The sequence below is a fragment of the Roseobacter sp. HKCCA0882 genome, assembly GCF_037805225.1.
In the GTDB taxonomy this organism is placed as follows: domain Bacteria; phylum Pseudomonadota; class Alphaproteobacteria; order Rhodobacterales; family Rhodobacteraceae; genus M30B80.
Window position 1 is genome coordinate 1,387,686 of the sequence record NZ_JBBLYI010000001.1, and the last position, 24,579, is coordinate 1,412,264.

The 24,579-nt window shown below is 56.1% G+C and carries 28 protein-coding genes and 1 riboswitch; of the genes, 11 read left to right on the forward strand and 17 right to left on the reverse strand.

Features of this window, described 5'->3' with window-relative positions; translation table 11 throughout:
- Positions 1 to 56: 56 nt before the first annotated feature.
- Positions 57 to 692: a DnaJ domain-containing protein gene (locus AAC622_RS07060; protein ID WP_340261108.1), complete on the forward strand. Its 636-nt coding sequence runs from the start codon at positions 57 to 59 to the stop codon at positions 690 to 692.
- On the forward strand, positions 693 to 1,907 hold the full coding sequence (locus tag AAC622_RS07065) for a BaiN/RdsA family NAD(P)/FAD-dependent oxidoreductase (protein ID WP_340261110.1): 1,215 nt from the start codon (positions 693 to 695) through the stop codon (positions 1,905 to 1,907).
- Here the strand turns inward: AAC622_RS07065 and AAC622_RS07070 are convergent.
- From AAC622_RS07070 to metZ, 3 genes are all read right to left on the reverse strand, one after another.
- A complete protein-coding gene (locus AAC622_RS07070) occupies positions 1,882 to 3,330 on the reverse strand; it encodes a TrkH family potassium uptake protein (protein WP_340261111.1) in 1,449 nt (482 codons plus the stop codon). The genes AAC622_RS07065 and AAC622_RS07070 overlap by 26 nt on opposite strands.
- Positions 3,331 to 3,557: 227 nt before the next feature.
- A complete protein-coding gene (folE2, locus tag AAC622_RS07075; RefSeq protein WP_340261112.1) occupies positions 3,558 to 4,655 on the reverse strand; it encodes a GTP cyclohydrolase FolE2 in 1,098 nt (365 codons plus the stop codon).
- A 168-nt stretch (positions 4,656 to 4,823) separates the two neighbouring features.
- Positions 4,824 to 6,020 (reverse strand): O-succinylhomoserine sulfhydrylase, encoded by a 1,197-nt coding sequence (metZ, locus tag AAC622_RS07080; RefSeq protein ID WP_340261484.1) that lies wholly within the window; start codon positions 6,018 to 6,020, stop codon positions 4,824 to 4,826.
- 79 nt (positions 6,021 to 6,099) lie between these two features.
- A riboswitch (SAM riboswitch) is annotated at positions 6,100 to 6,178 on the reverse strand.
- Between the two features lie 240 nt (positions 6,179 to 6,418).
- On the opposite strand from metZ, the gene AAC622_RS07085 reads away from it, so the two are divergent.
- From AAC622_RS07085 to AAC622_RS07095, 3 genes are read left to right on the forward strand one after another with little or no spacing between them, the layout of a single operon-like run.
- Positions 6,419 to 6,709: a hypothetical protein gene (locus tag AAC622_RS07085; protein WP_340261113.1), complete on the forward strand. Its 291-nt coding sequence runs from the start codon at positions 6,419 to 6,421 to the stop codon at positions 6,707 to 6,709.
- Between the two features lie 9 nt (positions 6,710 to 6,718).
- Positions 6,719 to 7,684 (forward strand): DUF2927 domain-containing protein, encoded by a 966-nt coding sequence (locus AAC622_RS07090; RefSeq protein WP_340261114.1) that lies wholly within the window; start codon positions 6,719 to 6,721, stop codon positions 7,682 to 7,684.
- Between the two features lie 52 nt (positions 7,685 to 7,736).
- Complete coding sequence (locus AAC622_RS07095; RefSeq protein WP_340261115.1) at positions 7,737 to 8,147, forward strand: hypothetical protein; 411 nt, start codon at positions 7,737 to 7,739, stop codon at positions 8,145 to 8,147.
- Between the two features lie 2 nt (positions 8,148 to 8,149).
- On the opposite strand, the gene AAC622_RS07100 is transcribed toward AAC622_RS07095, so the two are convergent.
- Together AAC622_RS07100 and dksA are read right to left on the reverse strand one after the other, a co-directional pair.
- Positions 8,150 to 9,307: an FAD-dependent monooxygenase gene (locus AAC622_RS07100; RefSeq protein WP_340261116.1), complete on the reverse strand. Its 1,158-nt coding sequence runs from the start codon at positions 9,305 to 9,307 to the stop codon at positions 8,150 to 8,152.
- 78 nt (positions 9,308 to 9,385) lie between these two features.
- Positions 9,386 to 9,808: an RNA polymerase-binding protein DksA gene (dksA, locus tag AAC622_RS07105; RefSeq protein WP_340261486.1), complete on the reverse strand. Its 423-nt coding sequence runs from the start codon at positions 9,806 to 9,808 to the stop codon at positions 9,386 to 9,388.
- Between the two features lie 357 nt (positions 9,809 to 10,165).
- Between dksA and AAC622_RS07110 the strand changes: the two genes are divergently transcribed.
- The 5 genes from AAC622_RS07110 to AAC622_RS07130 are packed head-to-tail and all read left to right on the forward strand — an operon-like array spanning position 10,166 to position 12,974.
- Complete coding sequence (locus tag AAC622_RS07110) at positions 10,166 to 10,567, forward strand: GNAT family N-acetyltransferase (RefSeq protein ID WP_340261117.1); 402 nt, start codon at positions 10,166 to 10,168, stop codon at positions 10,565 to 10,567.
- Positions 10,568 to 10,601: 34 nt separating this feature from the next.
- The gene (locus AAC622_RS07115; RefSeq protein ID WP_340261489.1) at positions 10,602 to 11,597 is read left to right on the forward strand and encodes a DUF2927 domain-containing protein; all 996 of its coding nucleotides are present in this window, start codon (positions 10,602 to 10,604) and stop codon (positions 11,595 to 11,597) included.
- On the forward strand, positions 11,579 to 12,022 hold the full coding sequence (locus tag AAC622_RS07120) for a hypothetical protein (RefSeq protein ID WP_340261118.1): 444 nt from the start codon (positions 11,579 to 11,581) through the stop codon (positions 12,020 to 12,022). The genes AAC622_RS07115 and AAC622_RS07120 overlap by 19 nt, the downstream gene beginning before the upstream one ends.
- 22 nt (positions 12,023 to 12,044) lie before the next feature.
- Positions 12,045 to 12,218, forward strand: coding sequence for a hypothetical protein (locus AAC622_RS07125; protein WP_340261119.1), 174 nt, complete (start codon positions 12,045 to 12,047; stop codon positions 12,216 to 12,218).
- Positions 12,219 to 12,275: 57 nt separating this feature from the next.
- Entirely contained in the window at positions 12,276 to 12,974 is a 699-nt protein-coding gene (locus AAC622_RS07130) for a M48 family metallopeptidase (RefSeq protein ID WP_340261491.1), read from the forward strand.
- Here the strand turns inward: AAC622_RS07130 and AAC622_RS07135 are convergent.
- From AAC622_RS07135 to AAC622_RS07190, 12 genes are all read right to left on the reverse strand, one after another.
- The gene (locus tag AAC622_RS07135) at positions 12,971 to 13,516 is read right to left on the reverse strand and encodes an RSP_2648 family PIN domain-containing protein (RefSeq protein ID WP_340261120.1); all 546 of its coding nucleotides are present in this window, start codon (positions 13,514 to 13,516) and stop codon (positions 12,971 to 12,973) included. The two genes, AAC622_RS07130 and AAC622_RS07135, sit on opposite strands and share 4 nt — an antisense overlap.
- Positions 13,513 to 14,721: an RSP_2647 family RNA methyltransferase gene (locus tag AAC622_RS07140; protein ID WP_340261122.1), complete on the reverse strand. Its 1,209-nt coding sequence runs from the start codon at positions 14,719 to 14,721 to the stop codon at positions 13,513 to 13,515. Before AAC622_RS07140 ends, AAC622_RS07135 begins: the two co-directional genes overlap by 4 nt.
- 47 nt (positions 14,722 to 14,768) lie before the next feature.
- Positions 14,769 to 15,263 carry a DUF6778 family protein gene (locus AAC622_RS07145; protein WP_340261123.1) on the reverse strand — a complete coding sequence of 165 codons (495 nt, stop codon included), beginning with the start codon at positions 15,261 to 15,263 and terminating at the stop codon, positions 14,769 to 14,771.
- Positions 15,264 to 15,287: 24 nt separating this feature from the next.
- Entirely contained in the window at positions 15,288 to 15,443 is a 156-nt protein-coding gene (locus AAC622_RS07150) for a hypothetical protein (RefSeq protein ID WP_340261124.1), read from the reverse strand.
- A gap of 196 nt (positions 15,444 to 15,639) precedes the next feature.
- On the reverse strand, positions 15,640 to 15,813 hold the full coding sequence (locus AAC622_RS07155) for an RSP_7527 family protein (protein ID WP_317655971.1): 174 nt from the start codon (positions 15,811 to 15,813) through the stop codon (positions 15,640 to 15,642).
- Between the two features lie 126 nt (positions 15,814 to 15,939).
- On the reverse strand, positions 15,940 to 17,025 hold the full coding sequence (locus AAC622_RS07160) for a FliM/FliN family flagellar motor switch protein (protein WP_340261125.1): 1,086 nt from the start codon (positions 17,023 to 17,025) through the stop codon (positions 15,940 to 15,942).
- A gap of 70 nt (positions 17,026 to 17,095) precedes the next feature.
- Complete coding sequence (locus tag AAC622_RS07165) at positions 17,096 to 19,780, reverse strand: ATP-binding protein (RefSeq protein WP_340261127.1); 2,685 nt, start codon at positions 19,778 to 19,780, stop codon at positions 17,096 to 17,098.
- Positions 19,780 to 20,115, reverse strand: coding sequence for a hypothetical protein (locus AAC622_RS07170; RefSeq protein WP_317655976.1), 336 nt, complete (start codon positions 20,113 to 20,115; stop codon positions 19,780 to 19,782). Before AAC622_RS07170 ends, AAC622_RS07165 begins: the two co-directional genes overlap by 1 nt.
- On the reverse strand, positions 20,116 to 20,520 hold the full coding sequence (locus AAC622_RS07175) for a response regulator transcription factor (RefSeq protein WP_340261128.1): 405 nt from the start codon (positions 20,518 to 20,520) through the stop codon (positions 20,116 to 20,118). It abuts the gene before it with no gap.
- Positions 20,521 to 20,633: 113 nt separating this feature from the next.
- Positions 20,634 to 21,989: a short-chain fatty acyl-CoA regulator family protein gene (locus AAC622_RS07180; protein WP_340261129.1), complete on the reverse strand. Its 1,356-nt coding sequence runs from the start codon at positions 21,987 to 21,989 to the stop codon at positions 20,634 to 20,636.
- Between the two features lie 64 nt (positions 21,990 to 22,053).
- On the reverse strand, positions 22,054 to 22,335 hold the full coding sequence (locus AAC622_RS07185; RefSeq protein ID WP_340261130.1) for a hypothetical protein: 282 nt from the start codon (positions 22,333 to 22,335) through the stop codon (positions 22,054 to 22,056).
- Positions 22,336 to 22,412: 77 nt separating this feature from the next.
- A complete protein-coding gene (locus AAC622_RS07190; RefSeq protein WP_340261131.1) occupies positions 22,413 to 23,738 on the reverse strand; it encodes an aspartate aminotransferase family protein in 1,326 nt (441 codons plus the stop codon).
- 330 nt (positions 23,739 to 24,068) lie between these two features.
- On the opposite strand from AAC622_RS07190, the gene accB reads away from it, so the two are divergent.
- Positions 24,069 to 24,566, forward strand: coding sequence for an acetyl-CoA carboxylase biotin carboxyl carrier protein (gene accB / locus AAC622_RS07195; RefSeq protein WP_340261132.1), 498 nt, complete (start codon positions 24,069 to 24,071; stop codon positions 24,564 to 24,566).
- Positions 24,567 to 24,579 lie beyond the last annotated feature (13 nt).

The window sequence follows — 24,579 nt, forward strand, 5'->3', positions numbered from 1 at the left end:
TCACCTTCGCCACCAATAGCTTAGACTGCCCGCTCCGAGTCGAGAAGGACAGGCCCATGACCTACAAAGATCCATTTAATTTTGATCTTCGCGTTTCGACCGACAAGAAAAAACGCAAGACGGGCCGGCGTGGCATGTCTGGGGCATTTGAAACCTCTCAGCGCAAATGCGAGCATCCCGCCTGCGAAGAGGCGGGGCAGTATCGCGCGCCCAAATCCCCCGACAATCTCGAAGATTTCTTCTGGTTCTGTCGCGAACATGTGCGCGAATATAACCTCAAATGGAATTTCTTTGAGGGCACGACCGAGGCCGAGATGGAAGCGCAGCTTGACCGCGATCGCGTCTGGGACAGGCCGACCAAACCCTTCAAAAAGTCGGTTGAGGAAAAAGCATGGGCGCGGCTAGGCGTGGATGACCCGCATCAGGTTTTGGGCGGCAATGCCACCCGTAATCCAGGGCAGGCAGGTGGGGCACAATCGGGGCGCAAACTGCCGCCAACAGAACGGCGTGCGCTTGAGATTTTGGAAGCACGCGACACGATGAACAAGACCGAAATTCGCAAATGCTACAAAGCGCTGATCAAGGTTCTGCATCCCGATATGAATGGCGGTGACCGCTCGGATGAGGAACGCCTCCAAGAGGTGGTCTGGGCTTGGGATCAGATCAAGATCAGCCGTAATTTCGTGGACTAAATGGCACAGCTGCCGCAGCATCATGTCAGCACCCTAATCCTTGGCGCGGGGGCGGCGGGGATGATGGCCGCGACCCATTCAGGCGCGCGCGTTTTGGTGATAGATCACGCAAAAGCCGCGGGCGAGAAAATCCGCATCTCAGGCGGCGGGCGATGTAACTTTACCAATATTTACTGCGACCCTTCGGCGTTTTTGTCCGAAAATCCGCATTTCGCCAAATCTGCCCTGTCGCGATACGGCCCTTATGATTTTTTAGATTTGGTCAATCGCCACCGCATTTCATGGCATGAGAAAACCTTGGGGCAGCTTTTCTGCGACACATCTGCGAAAGAGATCATCGCAATGCTGCGGGCCGAGATGGCGGCGGTCGGTGCCGAACTTTGGCTAGAAACAAGCATTTCTTCAGTGCGGCAGAGCGGGGATAAATTTTGCGTATTAGTCGAAAAACAGGGCCAAGCGCGCGAGATATATGCCGATCATCTCGTCGTGGCCACGGGCGGAAAATCCATCCCCAAAATGGGCGCTACAGGCTTGGCCTATCAGATTGCAGAAACCTTCGGTCACCGCGTCACCGACACCCGCCCTGCCCTTGTGCCCTTTACGTTTGACGAGGGGCAACGCGCGCGGTTCGCGGCGCTGGCTGGGCTCTCCCTGCCTGTGCGCGCCAAAGCGGCCGATGCAGAATTTGACGAAGCCATGCTTTTCACCCATCGCGGCCTGTCTGGCCCCGCAATTTTGCAAATTTCATCCTATTGGCGCGAAGGACACGAGATCACGCTGCATATCGACCCCGAAACGGATTTTTTCGCTGTCCTGCGCGAAGCGCGGGGTCAATCAGTCAAGCGCAGCCTGCAAGGGGTGTTGTCCGATTATCTGCCCAAAGCCTTTGTTGCGGATTTTGGGCAAATCCAAAGCCTTGCCGGCAATATCGCCGATTGCAGCGATGCGCGCCTGCGCGAGATTGTCGAGGCATTGCAAGATTGGCGACTGCGGCCCACAGCCACCGAAGGGTATCGCACCGCCGAAGTGACCTTGGGCGGTGTCGCGACCGATGGCTTGAGTTCCAAAACCATGCAATCCACGCATATCTCCAACCTCTATTTCATTGGCGAAGCCGTGGATGTCACGGGTTGGTTGGGCGGATATAACTTTCAATGGGCATGGGCCTCGGCCGTTGCGGCAGGGGCGGCTATCCGCGCCAAAAGGCAGGCATGAACAGCACCAAAACCGCCAACAACTCAAGGCGGCCAAGCAACATGCCCAGCGTCAAAATCCACTTCGCCGCATCATTGAGCGGGGCAAAATTGCCAGAGGGGCCAATCACATCCCCCAATCCTGGCCCGATATTTGCCAAGGCGGTGGCAGCCCCGGACACAGAGGTGACGAAATCTAGCCCCGTCAATCCCAAAGCCACCGCGAAAATCCCCAACAACACAAAGAACAGCACAAAGAACCCCATGACGGAGGAGAGGACATCTGCCGAAACAGGCCGCCCCTCAAAGCGAGGTTCGAACACACCATGGGGGGCCGACAGGCGGCGCACTTGGGTGGAGATGGATTCGAGCAAGATCTGATAGCGGAATATTTTGATTGAACAGGAGGTCGAACCCGCACACCCCCCAATCAAGCCGACAAAGAAGAACACCACCACGGGCAAAGGCCCCCAGAGCTGGTAATCCACCGAAGAATAACCTGTGCCAGATATGATGGAGGTAATGTTGAACAGCCCTTCGCGGATCCCATGCTCGAGATGGTCGCCATTCGCGATAATCCGATACACTGTCATGATCAGCACAAGGGCCGTGATGACCCCAAGATACGCGCGCACTTGGCTGTCACGATAAAGCGGTTCTGCCGTGCCCGCCAAAAGTTGCACAAAGCGCACAAAGGGCAGGCTTGCCAAAATCATGAACACCGCCGCGACATATTCAAGCGGGCCTTGATAAACCCCAAAAGAGGCATCTGTGTTCGAAAACCCACCCGTGGACAGCGTGGTAAAGGCGTGGAAGATCGCGTTGTAAAAGGTCATGCCTAAGGCCCAATAAGCCAGAAAGCACAGGAAGGTCAGCGCCACATAGATCACCGAGATGCGCGCCGCAATTTCAGTTGCGCGGGGCAAGATTTTTCCCATTGTTTCAAATGCCTCGGAGCGGAAGATTTGCATCCCCCCCACCCGCAATTCGGGCAAAAACACCATCGCGACCACGATGATACCCACCCCGCCAAACCATTGGATCATCGCCCGCCAAAGGTTCAGCCCGTGGGGTAAATATTCCAAGCCTGTGAAAACAGTTGAGCCTGTTGTCGTCAGCCCTGACATCGCCTCAAACACTGCATCGACAATCCGCGCATCTGTTGCGCCGAACACAAAGGGAAGCGCTGCAAAGATCGGCAAAATCGCCCAAATTGCGGTTGTCAGAAGAAAGGTCTGTTGCAGGCTCAGGCCCTGCTGCACCGCATTGGCGCAGGAAAACACCAAAGCAAGGCCGATAAACACCGAGATTGCGGCAGACTCGGCAAAGACACCCCATTCGCCATTGGCAAAGGCAAGATCCACCCCCATAGGCACAAGCATCGATACCCCAAGAAAGGTAACGATCAGGCCAATGACATATCCAACGGGGCGTATATCAAACATGAGGCAGAGCGTTGGCCCCTGACTTAGGCAGTGTCAAGCATGGAAGGGCCTAAAACCCCGCCAAAGCCTTGATCTGGGGCTTCATTTCATTTGCAAACACCACGCCCGCAGTTTACTGTGATCGTTAGTATACGACCGGACTGCTTCGTCAGACCGAGCAAAGCCTCAAGACAGCGTCACATCTGTGACCCGCGTCTTGGGGCTTTTTTCGTATTGGGTCTTGGCCCTTAGCCCATATGGAACAGGCTTTGGAACAGGCGCGGGTCAAGGCTGGCCTGTTCAAACGTAGCGCCTTCGGTCAAGAGGCTGACCGCGTCATGGCTGTGCAGGCTTTCTTGGTGGCTCGCCAAAACACGGAAATCGCCCACTCGTGGATCAGCTTGCAACTCGCCCGCGAAAAGGCGGGCCGCATCTTCCACAAAGATCGGGTTTGCAGCGTTTAACTCTGCGAAGGCTTGTTCATCCTCGCGTTTCACCATGACCTGCGTTTCTGTTGGCACAGCGCGGCGCGCCATCTCAATCAGGTCTTCAAACCACAAACACCCTGCGTCAGGGGCAATCTCGACCGAAATCCGCACAACAGATCGCTGCGAATGCGGGGTGGCCAACTGCCCACGCGTGGCGCGCGCATGTTCGCTCAATTCAAGCGAGCAAGGGCAGGTCGAAGAATAAACGTAATCCAGATGCACCAATTTCTGGCGCACCCCATCGCGCTCGACCAGTTCCAGCGCAATGTCATAATATTGATAACCCGAAAGACCAGACCGCAGGCTCTGCACCTTCATTGGGAAGGAAACGCGCATTTGGATACGCGCATCAAAACTTTCGAGGTCGGATTTGTAATCATCAAGCGCAGCTTCGATCACCTCAAAGCTAAACGTCTTTTCGGCATGGGCATAGAAGCTGCGCATGATGCGGCTCATATTGATGCCCTTTTTGCCCGCCTCTAGGCTGACGGTGCCCGTCACCGAAGTTTCCAGCATCACATCGCCATTGTCGCGGGTGTGATAGCGGATAGGCAGGCGGAAATTGGAAATCCCCACATGTTGGATTTGACGCTTGGCCCCTTTAATAAGCGAGGCAGGGCCATTTTGAAGATCAGGAAGACCCGCCTTATAGGCTGCGTCCACTTTGAAATCCTGCGGATAGCTGCGCGAAAATTCGGGGTAATCTTGGGAGGGGGTCAAAAGTTTGGAGACAGCAGGATCAAGGGCGGCACGCTCCGCCATGCTTGCGCTTTCCGCCCACTGTTTCAAAAGCGCCAAGGCCGCACGGGCCTCGTCTTGGGTCGGTTCACTCGCAACTGCACCAATATGGACGTTCATCTCATCACCCCTTCGGCCACGCGACCTTACCATCATATGGGTGTTGGTGCGCGGAATCCAAACTTGTTTTGTGAATAATTTACGATTGTGAACGCCGAACGGATCAATATTGGCCCGACAAATATCGACCAATTCCTTGAGTTTCCAACAAAATCCTAAAAATAAGGGTTAATTTGCAGCACGCGCAGCACCGAGCGCGTGTTTCAAATCCCTTAACAGGTCGTTAACGTCCTCAAGCCCCACCGACAGGCGCACAAGACCAGATGTAATGCCCAGATGTTGCTTTTGATCCTCAGGCAAACGCTGGTGGGTCGTTGTGGCAGGATGGGTGATAATAGATTTTGCATCGCCCAAATTATTTGAGATTGTAATGATCTCTAACGCGTTGAGGAACCGAAACGCCGCATCGCGCCCGCCCTCCAGTTCAATCGCGATCACTGTGCCGCCTTTTTGCATTTGCGTGAGGGCAAGCATGGCTTGCGGGTGGCTGTCGAGATGCGGATAGAGCACCCGCGCCACACCCGCCTCCCCCTCTAGCCCTTGCGCAATGGCAAGAGCAGTGTCGGCTTGGGCGTTAACCCGCAGGTGGAGCGTTTCCAACCCCTTGAGCATAACCCACGCGTTAAACGGCGACATCGCCGCGCCTGTATGTTTCAGATAGGGTTCCACGGTCTTGCGAATGAACTCACGGGTGCCACAAATCACCCCGCCCAAACACCGCCCCTGCCCGTCAATATGCTTGGTCGTGGAATAGATCACGACATCAACGCCCAGTTTGCGGTTGTCTTGAAACAAGGGAGAGGCAAACACATTATCGACCACCACCAAAGCGCCTGCATCATGGGCCAGACGCGCAACGGCGGCGATATCGACAACCTGCAACGTGGGATTCGAAACACTTTCAAAGAATACAGCGCGGGTTTTGCCCTTGATGATTGCGGCCTCCCATTGGGTCAGGTCATCGCCATCCACAAACGTGACCTCAACCCCGTAACGGGTCAAAATCTCCTCAAGAATGTAGAGACAAGACCCGAACAAGGCGCGCGCAGACACCACATGATCACCCGCGCGCAACATGGACATCAGCGCGCCATTCACCGCCGCCATTCCAGAAGCGGTTGCAAAAGCATCTTCTGTGCCTTCAATCGCCGCGATCCGATCCTCGAACATTGCGACAGTCGGGTTGCCATAGCGGGCATAGATAAATTCCTCACGCCCTGCTTCGATAAAGCGGGCCTCGGCCGCCTCGGCGCTGTCATAGACAAAACCTTGGGTCATAAATATTGCCTCAGACACTTCGCCGTATTGGCTACGGCGGGTGCCTGAATGCACCGCGCGTGTCTGCGCCGAAACGGTATCGGGCAAGAATTTCAATCCTATGGATTGCTTGGCAGCTGCGTCTGACACTTTATATCCCTTCCATCTGAACGGTCGGGCATCATGCGGCAAGCAGGCCTCGACCTCTTTAGCGGCATTTTTTTTGTGGCCCGCAATCCGGTAAACAAATCGCCACGGTACAGGGCATTACGCCTTGCCATAATTAGGGTCAAGGGGCTGCAATACAATACCCGCCGCCACGCTGTGAGATTGCAACCATGACAGATACATTCCAAATCTTTAACAGCCAAACCACCGCAAAGCTGATTAAAGAAAAATATATGTATAAATTTTTAAAAATTCATTACCACATTGGGTTGCAACGGTGAAATCCAATGCAAGGGTGAAAAAATGATCGATCCTAAGTCCTCAAAATCGACCCAACCGTGGTTGATATTTGGCCACTCGGGGTTGCCGAATTGGCGCATGTCGTGATCGTCGAACAGTATTTTCCGCAAAGAAGTCGAGCGTGGCGTTATTTAATTGAGACGGTGAAACGCGCTAATAAGAAATTGGTTGCAAACATCAAAGATAATCTTGCAAGTGCAGACACAGGACGGATGCTCCGCTCTGCAACTGATGAAGACACCTTCAAGATGGACGCGAAATTGCGCAACACGTTGGCCGCTGGCAAAGACAAAATCCATATGCAACGCTTCCTAAGCGCTGATATGTAAGGCGACATTATGCATTTTATGAAAAACGCGATCTTTTCAGGGCGCAAGTTTCGGCGCGGTCTATGGATGGGAGCGGCGCTTGGCATTTTGGTGGGCTGTCAGGCCATGGGGCCAGCCGCCACGGACCAGAACGGAGTATCAAGCAGCATACCTGTAACCACCCCCTCTGCCGAAAGCGCACTTTACGCGCAATATTATGCCCAAACCGAGGCACGGCTTCTGCGTGAGGGGTTATTGCGCCAATCCACCACCCCCTCGGATGCCCCTGTCTCGCGCCGTGCTTTGGCGCGCAATTTCGAAGCCATTGCGCTATATGATGAATATGCAATGGAAAACGGTCGCTTTGTTGCCCGTCAAACCCCCTCGCGGCTGAGACGATGGATTGATCCTGTCCGTATCGAAGCACATTTTGGGCCAGCAACCGACCCGCAAAAAATGGCAAGGGATCGCCAAATTCTGACCGATTACGCCCGACAACTCAGCCGCGCCGCGGGGCATTCGATTGATTTAGTTGGGTCGGGTGGAAATTTCCATGTGCTGTTCATCAGCCGCGATGAGCAGGCAGAAATCAGCCCCTATCTGCGCAGTATCGAGCCTAGTATTGATACCTCAATCATCCGCGAAATTGAGAACCTGCCGCGCCATACGTTCTGCTCTGTCTATGCATTTGCGCGTTCAAATGCGCGGCCAGAATATCGAAGCGCTATTGCCGTAATCCGCACCGAGCATCCGGATTTGATGCGCACATCCTGCATTCATGAGGAAATCGCCCAAGGGTTGGGATTGCCCAATGACAGCCCCACGGCGCGCCCCTCGATTTTTAATGATGATGAAGAATTCGCCCTTTTGACCGCGCATGACGAATTGCTGTTGCGCATGCTGTATGATCCGCGCCTGGAGATTGGCATGACCCCCGATGAGGCACGCCCCATTGTCGATGCGATTGCTGCGGAATTAATTGACACTTCTAGCTAACGACGACTGCTCACGTTCATTTTTGATTTCATTGAATGGGTAGACTGGAACAGTGATCGTTGAGGCGACGTTTTCAGCAACCATGATATTGGGTGGCCAGATCAAAGGCACCTCCACGCGCCTGCTCCCAATTTATCGTGAGGGCAATTTCGTAGAGGCCAGCGATGACACGCCACTCTTTCAGATTGGCGCGATGCAATATGGCCGCCCCATTTTGGTGCGTGCCTTTGACCTCGAAATGAGTTTTGAGGATGCGGTCAAGCTTTTGATGGTGAGTTTTGACTCGACCATTAAGGCCAATCTTTCGGTCAACCTGCCGCTTAATCTTCATGTTTATACTGCAGACAGCTTGAAGCATGGAAAAATGACACGGATCGAAAAAAATGATCCGTATTTCAACGTAATTTCAATGGTTTGGGGGGATATGCTAAAGCGTGCGTTTAACAGCCTACCCCCCCTATAGCTTTACGACTTGGTCGGATCAAATCCGTAAATCCACTCAAAGCGTTGCGCCAGCAGATACGGCGCGTAGCGCGTTACCATGCGTAACCCTGTATGCGCGGCCACCCGAAACAGGCTTGGCCGCATATGATAATGGTCTGCATTGTCCGAGGCCGCCTGAACAATCCGTGCGGTGCGGGGGCGGCGCAGCGCCTCATATTCAGCCAAGGCCCTTGATAGATCATGCGTATCCGAAAGGCGCGCTGCCAAGATCCAAGCATCCTCCAACGCCATATTGGCCCCTTGCGCGAGGAAGGGAAGCGTTGGATGCGCTGCATCCCCCAAAAGCACCATCTGGCCATTTTGCCAGTTGCGCGCGACCGGATGGCGAAACAACCCCCATTGATAGCATTCCGTCACGCGGCCTAAATAGGCACGCGCCTCGGGGCAAAAATCACCAAATCGGCCCGTCAGCTGTGCAGGATCGCCCCGCTCCAACCACGAGTCCTTAACCCACTGGTCATGTTCCTCAACCGCCACGATATTGATCAATGTCCGGCCCCGAAGCGGATAGATCACCATATGACGGGCAGGCCCCATAAACACCTGCACATCGCGCAACGCATCGCCCTGTTGCGCCTCAATCACGGCGCGCCACGCAACTTGGCCCGTGAAAAACGGATGCCCACGCGGCTCAAGATGGGTGCGGATGCGGGAATGCAATCCGTCTGCCCCGATAATCACATCCGCACTTTCGCGCTGATTATCAGCCAAAATCACTTCACGCCCCTCGACCCCCGTCACAGCCGCGCCAAGGGTAATCTCAACCCCAAGATCACGGGCACGACTGGCCAAAATCTCGATCAAATCCGCCCGATGGACATAGTGATATGGGCGTCCGTGACGGGATAAGGGCACACGCGCCACCGCCGCCCCTTTGCGAAAATCGCGCAGATATACGGCATTGGCGCGGGGGGATATCGCGCTGATCTCTTCGGCCAACCCAAGGCCTGCTAACGTGGTCATCCCATTGGGGCTAAGTTGAAGCCCTGCCCCAAAGGCGCGGATTTCCTCGGCCTGTTCTAGCACGCGCACCGAAGCGCCCCGTTGCGCAAGGCAGCAGGCCGCAGCCAAGCCACCAATACCTGCCCCAATCACCAAAATATTGCGCCCGATAAGCATGCTCAGCCTCGCACCCGTCAAAGAAAAAAGGCATCCGAAAAGATGCCTTTTTTAATCTTATAAACTCGCTGCGCGCAATCAATCGTCCCGATGGACTTTTTCGCGGCGCTCATGACGCTCTTGTGCTTCAAGCGTCATGGTCGCAATCGGGCGCGCATCCAGACGTTTAAGGCTGATCGGGTCGCCTGTGACCTCGCAATAACCATATTCGCCCTCATCGATACGGCGCAAAGCAGCATCAATCTTGGTGATCAGCTTGCGCTGACGATCGCGGGTGCGCAATTCAAGCGCGCGGTCTGTTTCCTCACTCGCACGATCCGCAACATCAGGGATGCTGCGCGTGCCATCTTGCAGCGCGGTGACAGTTGTGCGGCTTTCATCAAGCAGATCAGCTTTCCAGTTGAGCAGTTTCCTGCGGAAATACTCTAACTGTCGCTCATTCATAAACGGCTCGTCCTCGGCGGGACGATAGTCTTCTGGAAGAAAGGTCTCAGCTTTCATCTCGTTCCCCTCAGCGGCGGCTGACCCGATTTTTGATTTTGCATCAGACGTCATTTTACCACCTCGGGCTCCGCTTACAGGATGGCGTGGGTAATGTCACCCACCTAAAGACGGTTTTTCCGCTCAAAATCACCTGAACCGATAGGCGCCCCCCCTAGGCCCCATAGAGAACTCCGTTTCTGACTGCGCCTCAAATCGCTTTGGACTGGCGAATGGCCCCAATTCGGCTTGGCCCGCGCAATTTGTCGCGGCTATAATGCCTCAGGGAGTATCACCCAGAACAACACCAGTTTTTGCCAAATTTGCGACAGAATCTGTGGATACATCCGCGACAGCAATTGGTAGTCGGAGTAACATATGCCCAGATCAATCGATATTTTGCCCTTGCGCCCAGAGGATCGGAGCGCGTGGAAGGGGCTGTGGAAGGCCTATCTCGCATTCTACGAAACCACCCTCGCCGAGGCGGTGATTGATCTCAGCTTTACCCGCTACAGCACCCCTGCGCAGAGCAATATGATGGCATGGTTGGCATGGCAGGATTGGCGCGCGATTGGTTTAGTTCATGTCATCTCTCACGCTCACGGGTGGAAGGCCGAACCCGTAACATATCTGCAAGATCTGTTTGTCGCCCCTGATGCACACGGGCAGGGTATCGGGGCCGCTTTGATTGATCATGTCTGCGCCGATGCCGCAGCGGCAGGGCGGCCTTCGGTATATTGGCTGACACAAAGCCACAATGCGACCGCGCGGCAGCTTTAGGATCGCGTGGCAACGGATATGGGCTTTGTTAAATATGCGAAATGAATTACACTGCACTTGTGGCGTTTTGGCGCTGCTCACGCTGTGCGCCTGCACGGCCGATATGTCGCGCGATGATGCGGCGGCGCGTCTTGCGCCTGCGATGGACACATCCACATCTGATCTGCCAAGTTTTGGTGCGCCAACCCCAATCCGTTTTTCGCGCAGCAACCAATCCTTAGCTGAAGATTTCATGGCCCTCAGTTTTGTTTTGGAATCGGGTCGGCAAATCCCACGGATCAGCCGTTTTGAAGGGCCGATTACGGTGGCCCTTGCCTCTTCCGCCCCACCTGCATTGGAGGGGGAGCTGTCGCGCCTGCTGACCCGTCTGCGCACCGAAGCGGGGATTGCGATCAGCGCAACCGCGTATCGGACAAACAGCCCCGCAAAAATCACAATCGAGGCCCTGCCCGCCGAACGCATTGCGGCTGCCGTGCCTCAAGCGGCCTGTTTTGTCGTGCCCAATGCCAGCACATGGCAAGAATTCATCCGACAAAGAGGGCGCGTGACCTCCGATTGGGCGAGCCTCACCACCCGAAGCCACGCGGCTATTTTCCTGCCCGCCGATGCCAGCCTGCAAGAAATGCGTGATTGCCTCCACGAAGAATTGGGGCAGGCTTTGGGGCCATTGAACGACCTATATGACCTGACCGACAGTGTCTTTAACGATGACAATTTTCATGCGGTGCTCACCACGACCGATATGATGTTTCTGCGGATCTTCAATGACCCGTCCCTGCAAAGCGGCATGGGTCAGGCCGATGTCGCCGCGCGCCTGCCCGCAATTTTGGGGCGGATCAACCCGACAGGTGGTGTTGTTTCCAGCATCAATCTGGCCAACCGTGACAATCGGGCATGGTCAAATGCCATTGGCCGCGCGCTTGGCCCGAATATGCCCGAAGGACAGCGCCTTGAACACGCGCAAGCGGCGCTCAACATTGCGCGGCGCTCAACATTGCGCAACGCTCAAACATGCGCGATGCGCGTCTAGGATTTAGCTATTATGCCTTGGGTCGGATTGCCTTGGCCCGTGACCCTGATCGTGCCGCAGCCGCCTTTGCATCGGCGCAAGATATATATCAACGCCTGCCCAATACCGATGTGCAGCGCGCCCATATCGCGATGCAAATCGGGGCCTTGGCCCTTGCGCGTGGGGATATGACCGCCGCACTTTTGCAAAGCACAACCGCCCTTCCGATTGCGCAGCGCAGTGAAAATGCCCATCTCTTGGCAAGCCTTTCAATGCTGCGCGCAACAGCACTCGAAGGATTGGGGCGAGGGTCTGAGGCACAGAGATCACGGCTTGAAGCCTACGCATGGGGCCGCTATGGGTTTGCGGATCGCAGCCTGATGCAAATTCGTTTGGGCGAAATCGCAAATTTCGCTCCAAACGCAACCCAAGCCGCGCGCAATTAAGACGAGAAAAGGACAGCTTCGCATGATCCCCTTGCCCGCACTTCTTGGCCTTTTGGGCGGCATTGCCCTCGGCCTCTTTATGGCCTTTCGCAAAAAGGGCACTAAGCTAGACCTGTTGCATTATGGCTCGGTATGCGGGCTGATCGGGTTCACTTTGGGCTATTTTGTGATGTTGGTCGTGCCTGCCCCCGTTTAGGCAACCCTTGCATAAGCACCCCTTGTCCGAGGCGCAGTGCCGCGCCATATCAGCCTTATGTTGAAGCTGACCCCGATCCTTTTGGCCATTGGCTATGCGCTACTCAGTTACCAGTTCTCAAGCTGGCGACTGAAGCGAGAGCTTGACGAACGCTCAACCCGTTTGGCCGATCCGCGACTGCGCGAAATCTCTAAGCGGATGGCCAAGGTGCTCGACCTTGAGGATATTCCCGTCCATCTCTACGAAGTCGAGGCCATCAATGGGCTTGCAGCACCAGATGGGCGCATTTTCATTACCCGTGGTTTTTATCAAAAATATCGCGCGGAGGAGGTCACCGCCGAAGAGCTGGCCTCGGTGATCGCGCATGAATTGGGCCATGTCTCACTGGGTCACACCAAGCGGCGGATGATTGATTTTTCGGGTCAAAATGCAATCCGTGTGGCCCTCAGCAGCCTTTTGGGGCGGTTGATCCCAGTTGCGGCGGTGGGGATTTGGGTGGCCAATATCCTGACCTCTCTTTTGGCCGCGCGCCTAAGCCGTGCCGATGAATACGAGGCAGATGCCTATGCCGCCTCATTATTGACGGCCAGCGGCATCGGGACAGAGCCGCAAAAATCGCTCTTTCGGAAACTCGAAGCCCTGTCTGGCGGAGGATTGCGCGGGGGGGCGGCGTGGCTGATGAGCCATCCAAGCACGGCTGATCGGATCAAAGCCATCGAAACCCTAGAAGATAAATGGCGCGGGCAAATCCGCTAATCTGCAAGGCGTTTCGCCAATTTTGGCAGGCGCGCGCGCTTTAGCATTTTGCGCAGATCAGATGGCGCATCGCGCAAATCATTCATGCGCTCCAGAACGCCTGCGCAAATTTTGGCCACCAAGTCAGGTTCCTGCGCCCAGATATCGCACAGGTAGCTGTCAGGATGGAGGGCCACGATATCATGGCCCGCCAATTCAGCCCGCGGAAAATCGCGTAGGTTGAAGGTCAAAATGGCTTCGGCCTTTCCCGTGATAGCGGTGGCCAACACATGAATATCAGCACGATCAGGCAGGTAAAGCCGCGCTTCTATCTCAGAATCCGCCTCGATGACGGCAGCGGGGAAATTGGCGCGCAGCAGCGCAATTTCCCCGCGTGCAATCATACCCCCCTCAGGCCCAAGATTACGCTCTGCGGCACGGGCCCATTCCTCGAGAATGCGATCGGACCAAAGCGGCGTCATCTGCCCTGCCTGCGCAAGCCCGATCAAACAGTCGCGCAGAACCGTGGGGTATAGCACACAGGCATCAAGACAAAGCCTCATGGCATCAGGCGGAAGGCCAAAGCCTTAAGATAGCCTGTTGCAGTCAAACTTGGATGTTGCGGATGATCAGGCCCGGCGAAGCCCGTATAGATCAATCGCGCCTCACGCCCCGCGCGCCCGATGCCGCGCAAACACGCGGCGCGGAATTTTTCAAGATCCGCCGCATGCGAACAAGAGCATAGGATGAGCACACCCCCCTCAGCCACCAAGGGGGCTGATAAACGTGCAACACGTTCATAGGCGCGCAGGCCTTTTTCCAAAGCGGGCTTGGACGGCGCAAATGCGGGTGGATCGGCCACAACAAGATCAAACTGCGCAGCCTCGCCTGCCAAGGCCTCAAGAACGTCAAAAGCATCCCCTTGGCGGGTGGAAAATCGCGCCTCGGCCCCCATGGCCTTAACCCCTTGCGTTGCCAAATCAAGCGCCACTTGCGAGGCATCAACCGACAGGGCCGAGCGCGCACCCGCAGCCAGACTTGCCAAGGCAAACCCGCCAACATGCGAGAATACATCCAAAACCCGTGCATCCTTGGCCAATTGCGCAGCAAAGGCATGGTTGGGGCGTTGGTCGTAAAAGAGACCAGTCTTTTGCCCCCCCATCACATCGGCCATATAGGTGGCCCCGTTCATGACCACGGGCAATGGCCCGGAAATCGGCGCGCCAGAAAGCTGCGCCATCTCCTCGGGGAGGTTTTCCGCGGCGCGCGCGCGGGACGTGCCGTTCTTGATCAGCGTTTCAGCGCCCGTCACATGGCGCAAAGTGGTGGCGATCTCCTCAATCCGATCTTCTAGCCAAACCGCATTGGGTTGAATCACCAAACAGTCGCCAAAGCGATCAACGATCAGACCTGGCAACCCATCCCCCTCAGCATGGATCAGGCGGTAATAGGGGGCGGGATAGATCTTGTGGCGCAGGTCATGGGCTGCTTGGATCTTTGCCTGCAGCCACGCAGAATCTATCACGACATCCACGTGGCGCTCCAAAACCCGAAAAGCAATCTTCGCCTCAGGTGTCGCGATGCCAAGGGCCAGCGGATTGCGCTCGGCATCCTCTAGAATGGCAAGACTGCCTGCCGCAATCGCGCGGCTGCGGCGATCGAGCACCAGATCATCGGCCCAAGCCCAAGGATGACCAAAGCGGATGGCACGCGCATCGGCCTTGGGACGCAGACGCAAAACGGGAAGGAGCGAAGGATTATGTGTCATGCCCCGCCTTTAGCTCAGAATACCGCGCCCTGAAAGAGGGCGCGAGATTAGAATGTGACGCCTGATGGGGCCACAGGTAGTCGGAATTCGGAAATCATCCAATCATGCATCCGCGCCTCGATGCGCGCACGCTGGGTCAGACCCATCGCTTCGGCTTCCACGGCGCGCCGTCCGCCATAAGCGGCAAAGGTCAGATCCCGTGATGCGGGGCCATAGACCAAGGCACCCGTTGTCGCGTCATAAAGCGAAAAGGTGAATTCGATCTCATGCTCATCCCCAAAGGTGCTGCGCACCAAAGCTGTCTGGGCATGAAAGAACGACACGTTGAGTTGCAAAACCACTTCACGGCTGCCCTCAAAGGCAGGCAGAAGCCTGCGCATAGGCCGCTCTAGAATGTCACGCACTTGGGCATAGCGATCCCCATAGGGCTCATCCTGCCACAAAAGTTCGACATTGGGTTTCATGGTATTTGCTTCAGAGGTGCTGAGGCTGCGCGGCACATTCACGCGCACATCTGTGATCCTCCAGCCCCGCTCACGCACCAACGCCGCAAGGGTGGGTTGGGTTTATGCCGATGGGTTTGAAACATTCCCAGCAACATCGAAAAAGGTGGATGTGTCAAATGCGTTGGTCGCTTCGCGGGTTACTGTCCCGTTCGAGACACAGGCCGAAGCCGAGAGCGCCAAGGCAACAAGGCCTAATGCGGTTTTCAATCGTGACATATCTTCCCCCATTCTGGGTTAATTCTCTATCGCAATGGCCAGGATAGGCGCAAATGCGACTCACGAATTGTGCTCGTTTCAGCACCAATGACCCATAAATGAGGCGGAAATAAGAAAGCCTCGGCACATTGCCGAGGCTATTCTTGATCTCAAACCCCTGCGCGCACATAGGCCACGCGAGGCGAGGGCCGTAGAATTAGGCCAAATGCGCTGCTTGTTTGCCACCCAATTTTGCAACAGCGCGGAAGGGGGCGCCAAGTGCGTTAAAGAGTGCGCCAAAGATTTCTTTCATCGCTTCAGCGCGCAAACGGCGGGCTTCAAGCTCTACACGGCGAACATCAGCGAAAGAATAAACAGAAGCAGTTGTCATTTCATTTCTCCTATATGGCTGTCACATCAGCCTTTCTGCTATGCAGCATATGGGACAGCATGGGTGACTTACCACTGCCGATTTGATCATCCCGACATGCGCCAGACGCATAGCTTATTCAAAAGCCTATACGCCTGGCGGCAAAGGTGCGGCTTCCATTGCAAGCGGTGTGGGCATCTCAGGCAGGTCAACCGCAGACGGTGCTGCTGCAGGCGGCGGCACAAGCCCGCCAGTCGCGCGCATCGTAATTTCTTTGCCAAGGCGCACAGCGCGCATGCCTGACTTTTGCCCCAACCGACCGCGCAACACGGCCCGCCCTGTCACATCCTCAAGCCGTATCTCGGTCAATGTTGCATCTGTAAACGGCAGCACGGTGCCGACGGACAGCCCTTCAACTTCAACAAAAGGCAGTTTGCGGCGCATCAAAATGGCCTCAAGCGAAACGCTGGCCTCGCCAATTACAGCGCCCCATGCGGCGCGCCATTTCTGCCGCTCTGCCTCGGTGAATTTGCGCAGCTTTTTAGGGGCTTGGGCCACGGCATCGGCGCGCCCAATCACAGGCAGGGTCAACGCGATCTGCCCCGATTTCACCCCGCCGCCCAACTCAAGGCTTAATTTCCACATGTGGTAATCCCGCTCCTCCAAAATCAAAGGCAAGCGATGACGTTCTTCTTCAGGTTCCCCCAAAGACAGACGCAACGGCCAATCGCGGGCTTGAAAATCGTCGAATGCCCGCGCGCAGCCTGCCAAAAGCAGGTCGATAAAATCGCGCACCAACACGATATCAACCCGCGTCACGGGGCGGGCGGGGCCTGTTTGCGCCTCAACCCGGCCCGTTGTCTGCACCTCGACCATGGCATCGACAATGCCTGAGGACAGCGCCACCGCGCCGTAAATCATAGCTTCTCCTGCACCAGTTTGATCTTGCACTTGCCTCTCGAGAAGGGCGACAAACCCGTCTATGGGCATGACCGTGCCCAGATCCCCCAGATCGCGGCCCCAATGAAAGGTCGAGTCCAACGCATTCGGGGAGAGCGTGCCGTAACTGTCACCTGCTGCAATCAAGGCCCGCTGCACCCCACGGATCACCCGCGCCTCTTGCCGCGGATCTGGCGGGGTCGTGGCACTGGCCTGCCGCGGCAGATCACGGCCCAGCATTTTGGACAGGATCCGCGTGTGATCGGATCGATTTTTTGAAATGCCTTCTGTCATCCTGCGCGCTTTCTGCCCCAAAACTCATCGGCCTTTCGGGGATCATAGCCGCGCAAAGGTTGAGCAAAGTTTAAGCCGCGCGCGCCTCCGCTTTGGGAAGGCGCACCAAAAACACGGCTCCGCCCTCTGACGGCACATAGTGCAGCCCTCCGCCAATGCGCTGCATGATCTCGCGGCTGATGGCCAGACCCAACCCCGCGCCTTGTGCGGGGCGCGTGCCATCAAGGCGCACGAATTTCTCGAAAATCAAACTTCTCTGGCGTTCAGGAATGCCTGCGCCATTATCGGCAAATTCCACCTCAAGATGTCGCGCTGTCTCGCGCAGGGTGATGGTGAGGCGCGGGGCCTCTGCCTCGCAATATTTCTGGGCGTTCGAAATCAAATTGATAAAGACCTGCGCCAAACGATCTGCGTCCGTGTTCAAACGAAAGCCCGCCTCCTCCGTCCCATTGTAAATGATCTCAAGGCGATGGCTTTCCTCAAGGGCGGCGGTCGCATTGATCGCCCGCTCTAAGACCCGCGCGAGATGCACCTCACTAGGGTTCAGAGAGACATGGCCATTCTCAAGAACGGATAAATCCAGCAAATCATCCAAAAGCCGTGTCAGACGGCGGCTTTCATCATGGATGATCTTCAAGAACCGCGCCCGCGCCGCATCATCCAAACCGTCAGATTGCATCAGGATTTCAGAAAACGCGCGAATAGAGGTCATAGGCGTGCGCAATTCATGGCTGATCTGCGATAGAAACGCATCTTTTTGCACAGAGAGTTCCGTCAGCTTTTGGTTCACCTCGCGCAAGCGCGCCGCGGTGCGGGCCAATTCCGCCGATTGCGCCTCAAGTTTCGATGAATATTCCATGATCTGCGCGGTCTCATCGGCCACAGCCAGAAGGTCTTGCACCGACACGCCTGCGCCGCCCGTAATTTGCCCGACCATCGCATGGGCTGTTGCAGCACCAACAGACCCCGCCAGTTCCCGTTCAAGGCGCTCTAGAAAATCGGGGGTTGGATCGGGCAATTCACTGTCCCGCCCCTGCGCGCGGGCCGCCTGCCCAAACAGACGCGCCGCGCGCCCCGCCCCTAAAATACGCCGCGCCATGATCAAAAGATCATCAGCCGTGCCCTGCGCCGCCTGCCACCCCGATGGGGCATGGGTGTAGTCAAACACTTTGACAAATTGCGCGCCCTGCAAGCGCTCTAGCGGGGACGGGAAGCTTGCCAAAGACACCACGATAAACACAACCGTGTTCAGCCCCAAAGACAGCACCATCGCCGTCAAGAGCGGGTCTGTTCCAGCCATGCCAAGGAAATTATTGGGGCGCAGCCATTGCACCCCCATTGGCCCCAAGGTCAGCACATCATGAAGCAATTCACCCGCAAAGGCATTTGGCAGCAACAGCAGCCACGCCCATACGGCAAAGCCTGTCAAAATGCCCGCCCCTGCCCCAAGCCGCGTGGCCCCGCGCCAGAATATGCCCCCTGCAAGCGCAGGCAAAACCTGCGCCACACCCAAAAAGGCAATCAATCCCATTGCGGCCAAAGCCTCGGTTCCGCCAGAAAGGCGGTAATAAGCAAGGCCAAGCGCCATGATCCCAAGGATCGAAAACCGCCGCGCCATCAGCGCCACGCGGCGCATATCGCCAGACATCGGATCATCGTGGCGCGTGGCGCGCAGCCAGACAGGCATGATAATATGGTTCGACAACATCGTAGCCAAGGCCAAGGCCGCCACAATGACCATTGAGGTGGCGGCAGAAAACCCGCCCAAAAACGCAAGCAGGGCTAGGAATTCGCGCCCTTGCGACAAAGGCAGGGTCAGAACGAACAAATCAGGGTTCGCGCCTTGCGGCATTTTTTGCAGGCCAGCCACGGCAATTGGCACCACGAAAATCGAAATCAGCAGCATATAAAGCGGGAAGGCCCAAGCCGCTGTTGCCAGATGCCGCTCGTCAGAGTTTTCTACGACCAAGACCTGAAACATCCGTGGCAGGCACAAGATCGCGGCCCCCGATAACAGTGTTAAACCGACCCAACGCGCGCCATTGGACGAGATCGAGGCAAGCGGGCTTGCATCTATCCGCGCCAACATATCCATCGGGCCAGAAGCCACGCCCCAGACCACGAAGACGCCCACTGCGATCAGGGCGAATAACTTGACGATGGCCTCTAAGGCAATAGCGGAAACCAGACCCGGGTGACGCTCGTTCACATCCAAAGAGCGCGTCCCAAACACGATGGTAAAGAGTGCAAGCCCCCCCGCAACCCATATGGCCATCAGGCCTGTATCCATCTCGCGCCCTGAATTTGGCGTGATAAAGGCAGAGAAAGACAGCGTCACCGATTGCATCTGCAAGGCGATATAGGGCGTGGCCCCGATCACCATGAGGATGGTCACAATCGCAGCCAATCCCCCCGATTTCCCATATCGAGATGAGATCATATCCGCGATAGATGTGATCCTTTGCGTTCGCCCAATGCGCACCAATTTTCGCAAGATCCAGAACCATCCGATGAAGACCAAGGTCGGGCCAAGATAGATCGTGATAAACTCAAGTCCTGATCGCGCGGCAGACCCGACCGCGCCGTAAAATGTCCATGCGGTGGTATAGATCGACAATGACAGCGTATAGGTCACAGGGGATTGCAGCCAACGCGCCTTGCCCTCGGCTGCGCGTTTCTCCGCCCAAAAAGCCGCGCCAAAAAGCCCCACCACATACAGAACCGCAACCGCGACCAACCCGTCAAAGGACAGCATCACCCCTCCCCCGATGCTGGATCGGCCGCAGGGTCTGGGAGGTCTGCGGAGGCATCTTCGCGCTCAATCTGGCGCAGCGCGCGCGACAGAATATAGGTGATCACAATCAAGATTGTCCAAACCGCGAAAAAATAGACAAGCCAGAATGATATCCCCCCTGCCAGTTGCTCGCGCGGGGTGAGGATGAAGGCGGGGCCAAAGAACAACAATCCCCCAAAGACAGGCATCAAGGCAGCCGCATCGCGCAGGCGATTCTTGCGATAGCTTTCCCGTTCAAGAAACAAATGCCTGCGCGCAGGTGGCGCCGCGCGGGACGTGTCGCGTGGGGGGCTCATTTAGGCCGATCCTTTTTGCACGGCTGATTTTGCCCCGCGTTCGTCCAAAATTTGGGTCAAAAGTTGCAACATTTCGGAATTGGAAAAGGGTTTGGTCAAATAGGCATCCGCCCCCAACACAAGCGCCGTCTCGCGATCCTTGGCTTGACCCTTTGCGGTCAGCATGACCACAGGCAATGCCTCCGTGCTTGGATCGGCGCGCAGGTCACGCAGAATATCCAAGCCCGATCTGCCGGGAAGCATGACATCTAATACGATCAGATCAGGGCCATAGCGTTTGACCTCCTCCACGGCGGTGGCCCCATTGCCGTGGCTGCGCACCTCCATTCCAGCACGCGAGAGGATGAACGTGATGGCCTCAAGAATATTGGCCTCATCCTCAACCAGCAAAATGCGGTTCGTCATGATGTCCCTCCCCAAAGCAGATATGGGCTTGGCGTTTGCGCCTTCTGTCCCACGCTGCTTTTCCTATGGAATCCCTGCGACACCGCTTTTGTCAATCTTTCTGCATCAAGACCCTAGGCCAGAACAGAAGGCACGCGGCGCGCGGCACAGGCGTCACGCGGGCAAACATGACAACCAGACCCGATGGGAAGCGCGGTTTGCGGCAGGGCATTCTCAGCGTTCTGCAAAGGACGTAGAAGCATCGTTGCATTCAAAATTGGTGCGGCTGCAAACCCCGCACCGCCGCGTGGTTGCGCCACCGCCCATGCATGATAGGCCAAACCATTGGGCAATTCCAAAACCCCATCCGTTGGCATCATTGGGCGCGACAGCACGGTATATAGCGGCCATAAGGGGCAGCCCGCCCCAAAGCGCGGGATCGAAAACCCCGTGATACGTTTGCGGAACATCAGCGCGCCCGAAGCATCGCAAATCGCAAGTCCGAATTCAGGCATATCAGGGTCAGGCGGCAGCGTGGCCAAACGGCGCAAGATCAAGGCCACATCCCCCTGCCCCAGATGCAGCAATTGAGACGGGTTATAGCCCACTGATTTGGCGGCAGATTGAAACTGCGCCAAGGGCAATCGCGCAGCATCTTGCGCATAGGCCTGCAACATAGCACGCGCCAAATCCCGCGCTGTGCGATCCTCCATCCCAGCGGCGCGCGCAATCACCGCGTCTATCGCGTCCACCCCATGCGTCTCAATCGCCGCAAAATGATGCCCTGCCGCGTCAAACATGGCCTCAACCGTTTCTTGCGCTGTTGAGCTTGCGCCCTCATTTGTGTCGCCTTGTTGCTCGAAATGGCTAAGCATTTGCGTGGCCCGCAACGATAGGCGTTCTGCTTCCTCGTTGAGGTTGCGATGAAAGCGGGCACGCCATTGCGTTTCGAGATCAGGCTCGCGCACCAAAATATCAGCGGTCGAACGGATTGCTGCAACGCTTGAGAGGATCTCATGCATGGCTTCAGCCAAAACAGGATCATTGGCCAAACGATCCTGCAAACTATCAATCATCGCCTCAAGCGCGGTGATCCTTTTCTGCTGCAAGGTCAAAACCCCCGACCATCCCGGAAAGCGGCCAGACAATTCATCAATGCGATCCAATTCTGGCTCAGCCAAAAGGTTCGGGCGCAAATCTGTCGCGGCCTTGTGCAGCGCGTCAAAAACCGTTGCGTCCGCGCCTGATGACAGGGCGGTCGGCTCGACCGATAGGGCACGGGCGATATCGACCAATAATTTACCGCCAATTCGGCGGCGGCCATGCTCAATCAGATTGAGATAACTGGGGGAAATCTCGACCGCTTTCGCCAAATCAGCCTGCCGCATCCCCAAAGCACTGCGGCGTTGACGGATACGACTGCCTGTCAGCGCGCTGCTTGAAGGCAGGGCGGCGGTTTTCGTTGTAAGGGGCAGGTCAGCATGGCTCATAATCCCTGCTTATCGCAAGTTGGGCGGCCTTGTAAAAGAATTTACTAACCGCCTCTTGCCTGCCCTACTGGTTGCAGATCATGCGCCCTTCTTCGGTGAGGATTGGCAGCAAAGTGGTTTCGACCACGCCATTATAGAGATACCAGTAACAGTTATCTTCCATCAGGCGCACGCGGCCAATATCTTGCCCATCCGCTGCCAACTCGACCAAAGCCTCTGGCAATTCAACCAAATAGCCCTCGTCATCCACAGGCGGGTTTGTGACGCAACCCGTTAAAAACGCGGCCATCGCCACGGCCCCTGCTGCAAATCGCAGATTTGATCCGGTGAAGTTCAGTATCATCACTACAGAGGCCCCCTATGGCGCATTTGGTTTTTATGTGGGCAAGCACACAGCCGCACCCCGCTGTTCGTCAAATCAGATCAATGCAGTTTTTTCAACACATCTGCCAATGTTCCGATCAATTGATCAATATGCGATTTCTCAATGATCAACGGGGGGGACATGGCGATAATATCGCCCGTGGTGCGGATCAAGATGCCTTTTTCATAGGCGTCAAGGAAGGCTGCAAAGGCGCGCTTGGCTGGCTCGCCTGCAATCGGCTCCAGCTCGACCGCGCCAATCAAACCCATATTGCGGATGTCTTTGACATGCGGCAGGCCCTTCAGGCTATGCAGCGCCTCTTGCCAATACGGAGCAAGTTCGGCTGCACGCTCAAAAAGGCCTTCTTCTTTGTAGGTTTCGAGCGTAGCAATCCCTGCCGCAGAGGCAATCGGGCTGCCTGAATAGGTATAACCGTGGAAGAGCTCAATCATATGTTCTGGGCCTTGCATAAAAGCATCGTGAATTTCTTTTGTAGCCAGAACCGCCCCCATGGGGATCACGCCATTGGTCAAGCCTTTGGCACAGGTGATCAGATCAGGCATGACCCCGAAATGTTCCGCAGCAAAGGACGAGCCCAGACGACCAAACCCTGTGATCACCTCGTCAAAAATCAGCAAAATGCCATGTTTCCGGGTGATCTCGCGCAGGCACTCAAGATATCCTTTGGGCGGCAGAAGCACACCCGTTGAGCCCGCCATAGGCTCGACAATCACGGCGGCAATGGTTTCAGGCCCGTGCAGCGCCACGATCCGCTCGAGATCATCGGCAAGATGCGCGCCATGCTCAGGCTGACCTTTGCTATAGGCGTTTTCAGCCAGATGCGTATGCGGCAGGTGATCAACACCTGTCAGCAAACTGCCGAAGAATTTGCGGTTATTGACGATGCCGCCCACAGAAATCCCGCCGAAATTTACACCATGATAGCCACGCTCGCGTCCAATCAAGCGGGTGCGGCTGCCTTGGCCGATGGCCCTCTGATAGGCCAGCGCAATTTTCAAAGCCGTTTCAACGGACTCAGAGCCCGAATTCGTAAAGAACACATGCTCAAAGGGCGCAGGCGCCATATCCCGCAGGCGAGAGGCCAATTCAAACGCCACAGGATGCCCCATCTGGAACGCAGGCGCATAATCCAATTCGCCTGCCTGTTTGCGGATGGCTTCGACAATTTTGGGGCGATTATGCCCTGCATTGCAGCACCACAATCCCGCCGTCCCATCCAAAACATCGCGCCCATCCGCTGTTTTGTAGAACATCCCATCGGCTGAGACGAGCATCCGAGGCGCTTTCTTGAACTGCCGATTGGCGGTAAACGGCATCCAAAATGCCGAAAGATCATTGGGTGTGTTCGACCGATCCAAAGCCATGATGCATCTCTCCCGTGGCGAAAGCGCCCTAGTTCCGTTTCCAAGAATATGAACGCCTTTATTGGCTGTGGCGCAAGAGGGAACGGGGCAAATCTATGCGCATATCCTCAATCATTGCATGCGCAATCGTTCTGGCCTATCACAGAAGATGCAAACACAGATAAGGAAAGAGATGTGCATTCGTTGCAAAAGAAGCATAATTTTTTGACCATCTGGTGCTTTCCACTCTGGCCGAGGTGGCATATAGAACTTCTGATTTTGCGGCAATTTAGGGCGCAAACATAAGCGAAGGGCTCAGCCAAAGGCGGGCGAATAATCTGCGAGGGATCCATGAGCAAGAATACGCATGACGGTGATGTTGGCTTTATCAAAGCCTTGGCTGAGTTGCTGCGCGAAAACGATCTGACCGAATTGGAAGTTATCCGCGAGTATGGCGAAGATGACAGCCTGAATGTGCGCGTGGCGCGGCAAATCCATGCGGCCCAAGTTGCGATGGCCCCTGCCCCAGTTGGAGCAGCCCCTTCTGCAGCGGCCCCCGTTGCCGCCGCCGCACCCGCAGCGGCCCCTGCCGCCGCCGAAGACCCAACCCAAAGCCCAAATGCGCTGACCTCTCCAATGGTGGGCACCGCATATCTCGCACCAGAACCTGGCGCGGCGGCATTTGTCTCGGTGGGCGATAAAGTCACCGAAGGTCAGCCTGTCTTGATCATCGAAGCAATGAAAACCATGAACCAAATCCCCAGCCCGCGCGCAGGCACGGTGAAGCGGATTTTGGTGGAAGATGGCTCACCCGTGGAATTCGGCGCGCCATTGATGATCATCGAATAAGATGGCTGCCCGC

What these genes read in the sequence shown, in the direction of transcription:
- AAC622_RS07070 (WP_340261111.1), bottom strand. Translation starts at nt 3,330, where the DNA reads ATGTTTGATATACGCCCCGTTGGATATGTCATTGGCCTGATCGTTACC.
- AAC622_RS07060 (WP_340261108.1), top strand. Translation starts at nt 57, where the DNA reads ATGACCTACAAAGATCCATTTAATTTTGATCTTCGCGTTTCGACCGAC.
- AAC622_RS07130 (WP_340261491.1), top strand. Translation starts at nt 12,276, where the DNA reads ATGTTGAAGCTGACCCCGATCCTTTTGGCCATTGGCTATGCGCTACTC.
- AAC622_RS07175 (WP_340261128.1), bottom strand. Translation starts at nt 20,520, where the DNA reads ATGACGAACCGCATTTTGCTGGTTGAGGATGAGGCCAATATTCTTGAG.
- AAC622_RS07110 (WP_340261117.1), top strand. Translation starts at nt 10,166, where the DNA reads ATGCCCAGATCAATCGATATTTTGCCCTTGCGCCCAGAGGATCGGAGC.
- accB (WP_340261132.1), top strand. Translation starts at nt 24,069, where the DNA reads ATGAGCAAGAATACGCATGACGGTGATGTTGGCTTTATCAAAGCCTTG.
- AAC622_RS07160 (WP_340261125.1), bottom strand. Translation starts at nt 17,025, where the DNA reads ATGACAGAAGGCATTTCAAAAAATCGATCCGATCACACGCGGATCCTG.
- AAC622_RS07180 (WP_340261129.1), bottom strand. Translation starts at nt 21,989, where the DNA reads ATGAGCCATGCTGACCTGCCCCTTACAACGAAAACCGCCGCCCTGCCT.
- AAC622_RS07100 (WP_340261116.1), bottom strand. Translation starts at nt 9,307, where the DNA reads ATGCTTATCGGGCGCAATATTTTGGTGATTGGGGCAGGTATTGGTGGC.
- AAC622_RS07135 (WP_340261120.1), bottom strand. Translation starts at nt 13,516, where the DNA reads ATGAGGCTTTGTCTTGATGCCTGTGTGCTATACCCCACGGTTCTGCGC.
- AAC622_RS07065 (WP_340261110.1), top strand. Translation starts at nt 693, where the DNA reads ATGGCACAGCTGCCGCAGCATCATGTCAGCACCCTAATCCTTGGCGCG.
- folE2 (WP_340261112.1), bottom strand. Translation starts at nt 4,655, where the DNA reads ATGAACGTCCATATTGGTGCAGTTGCGAGTGAACCGACCCAAGACGAG.
- AAC622_RS07140 (WP_340261122.1), bottom strand. Translation starts at nt 14,721, where the DNA reads ATGACACATAATCCTTCGCTCCTTCCCGTTTTGCGTCTGCGTCCCAAG.
- AAC622_RS07120 (WP_340261118.1), top strand. Translation starts at nt 11,579, where the DNA reads ATGCGCGATGCGCGTCTAGGATTTAGCTATTATGCCTTGGGTCGGATT.
- dksA (WP_340261486.1), bottom strand. Translation starts at nt 9,808, where the DNA reads ATGAAAGCTGAGACCTTTCTTCCAGAAGACTATCGTCCCGCCGAGGAC.
- AAC622_RS07090 (WP_340261114.1), top strand. Translation starts at nt 6,719, where the DNA reads ATGCATTTTATGAAAAACGCGATCTTTTCAGGGCGCAAGTTTCGGCGC.
- AAC622_RS07165 (WP_340261127.1), bottom strand. Translation starts at nt 19,780, where the DNA reads ATGCTGTCCTTTGACGGGTTGGTCGCGGTTGCGGTTCTGTATGTGGTG.
- AAC622_RS07190 (WP_340261131.1), bottom strand. Translation starts at nt 23,738, where the DNA reads ATGGCTTTGGATCGGTCGAACACACCCAATGATCTTTCGGCATTTTGG.
- AAC622_RS07170 (WP_317655976.1), bottom strand. Translation starts at nt 20,115, where the DNA reads ATGAGCCCCCCACGCGACACGTCCCGCGCGGCGCCACCTGCGCGCAGG.
- AAC622_RS07125 (WP_340261119.1), top strand. Translation starts at nt 12,045, where the DNA reads ATGATCCCCTTGCCCGCACTTCTTGGCCTTTTGGGCGGCATTGCCCTC.
- AAC622_RS07150 (WP_340261124.1), bottom strand. Translation starts at nt 15,443, where the DNA reads ATGTCACGATTGAAAACCGCATTAGGCCTTGTTGCCTTGGCGCTCTCG.
- AAC622_RS07115 (WP_340261489.1), top strand. Translation starts at nt 10,602, where the DNA reads ATGCGAAATGAATTACACTGCACTTGTGGCGTTTTGGCGCTGCTCACG.
- AAC622_RS07155 (WP_317655971.1), bottom strand. Translation starts at nt 15,813, where the DNA reads ATGACAACTGCTTCTGTTTATTCTTTCGCTGATGTTCGCCGTGTAGAG.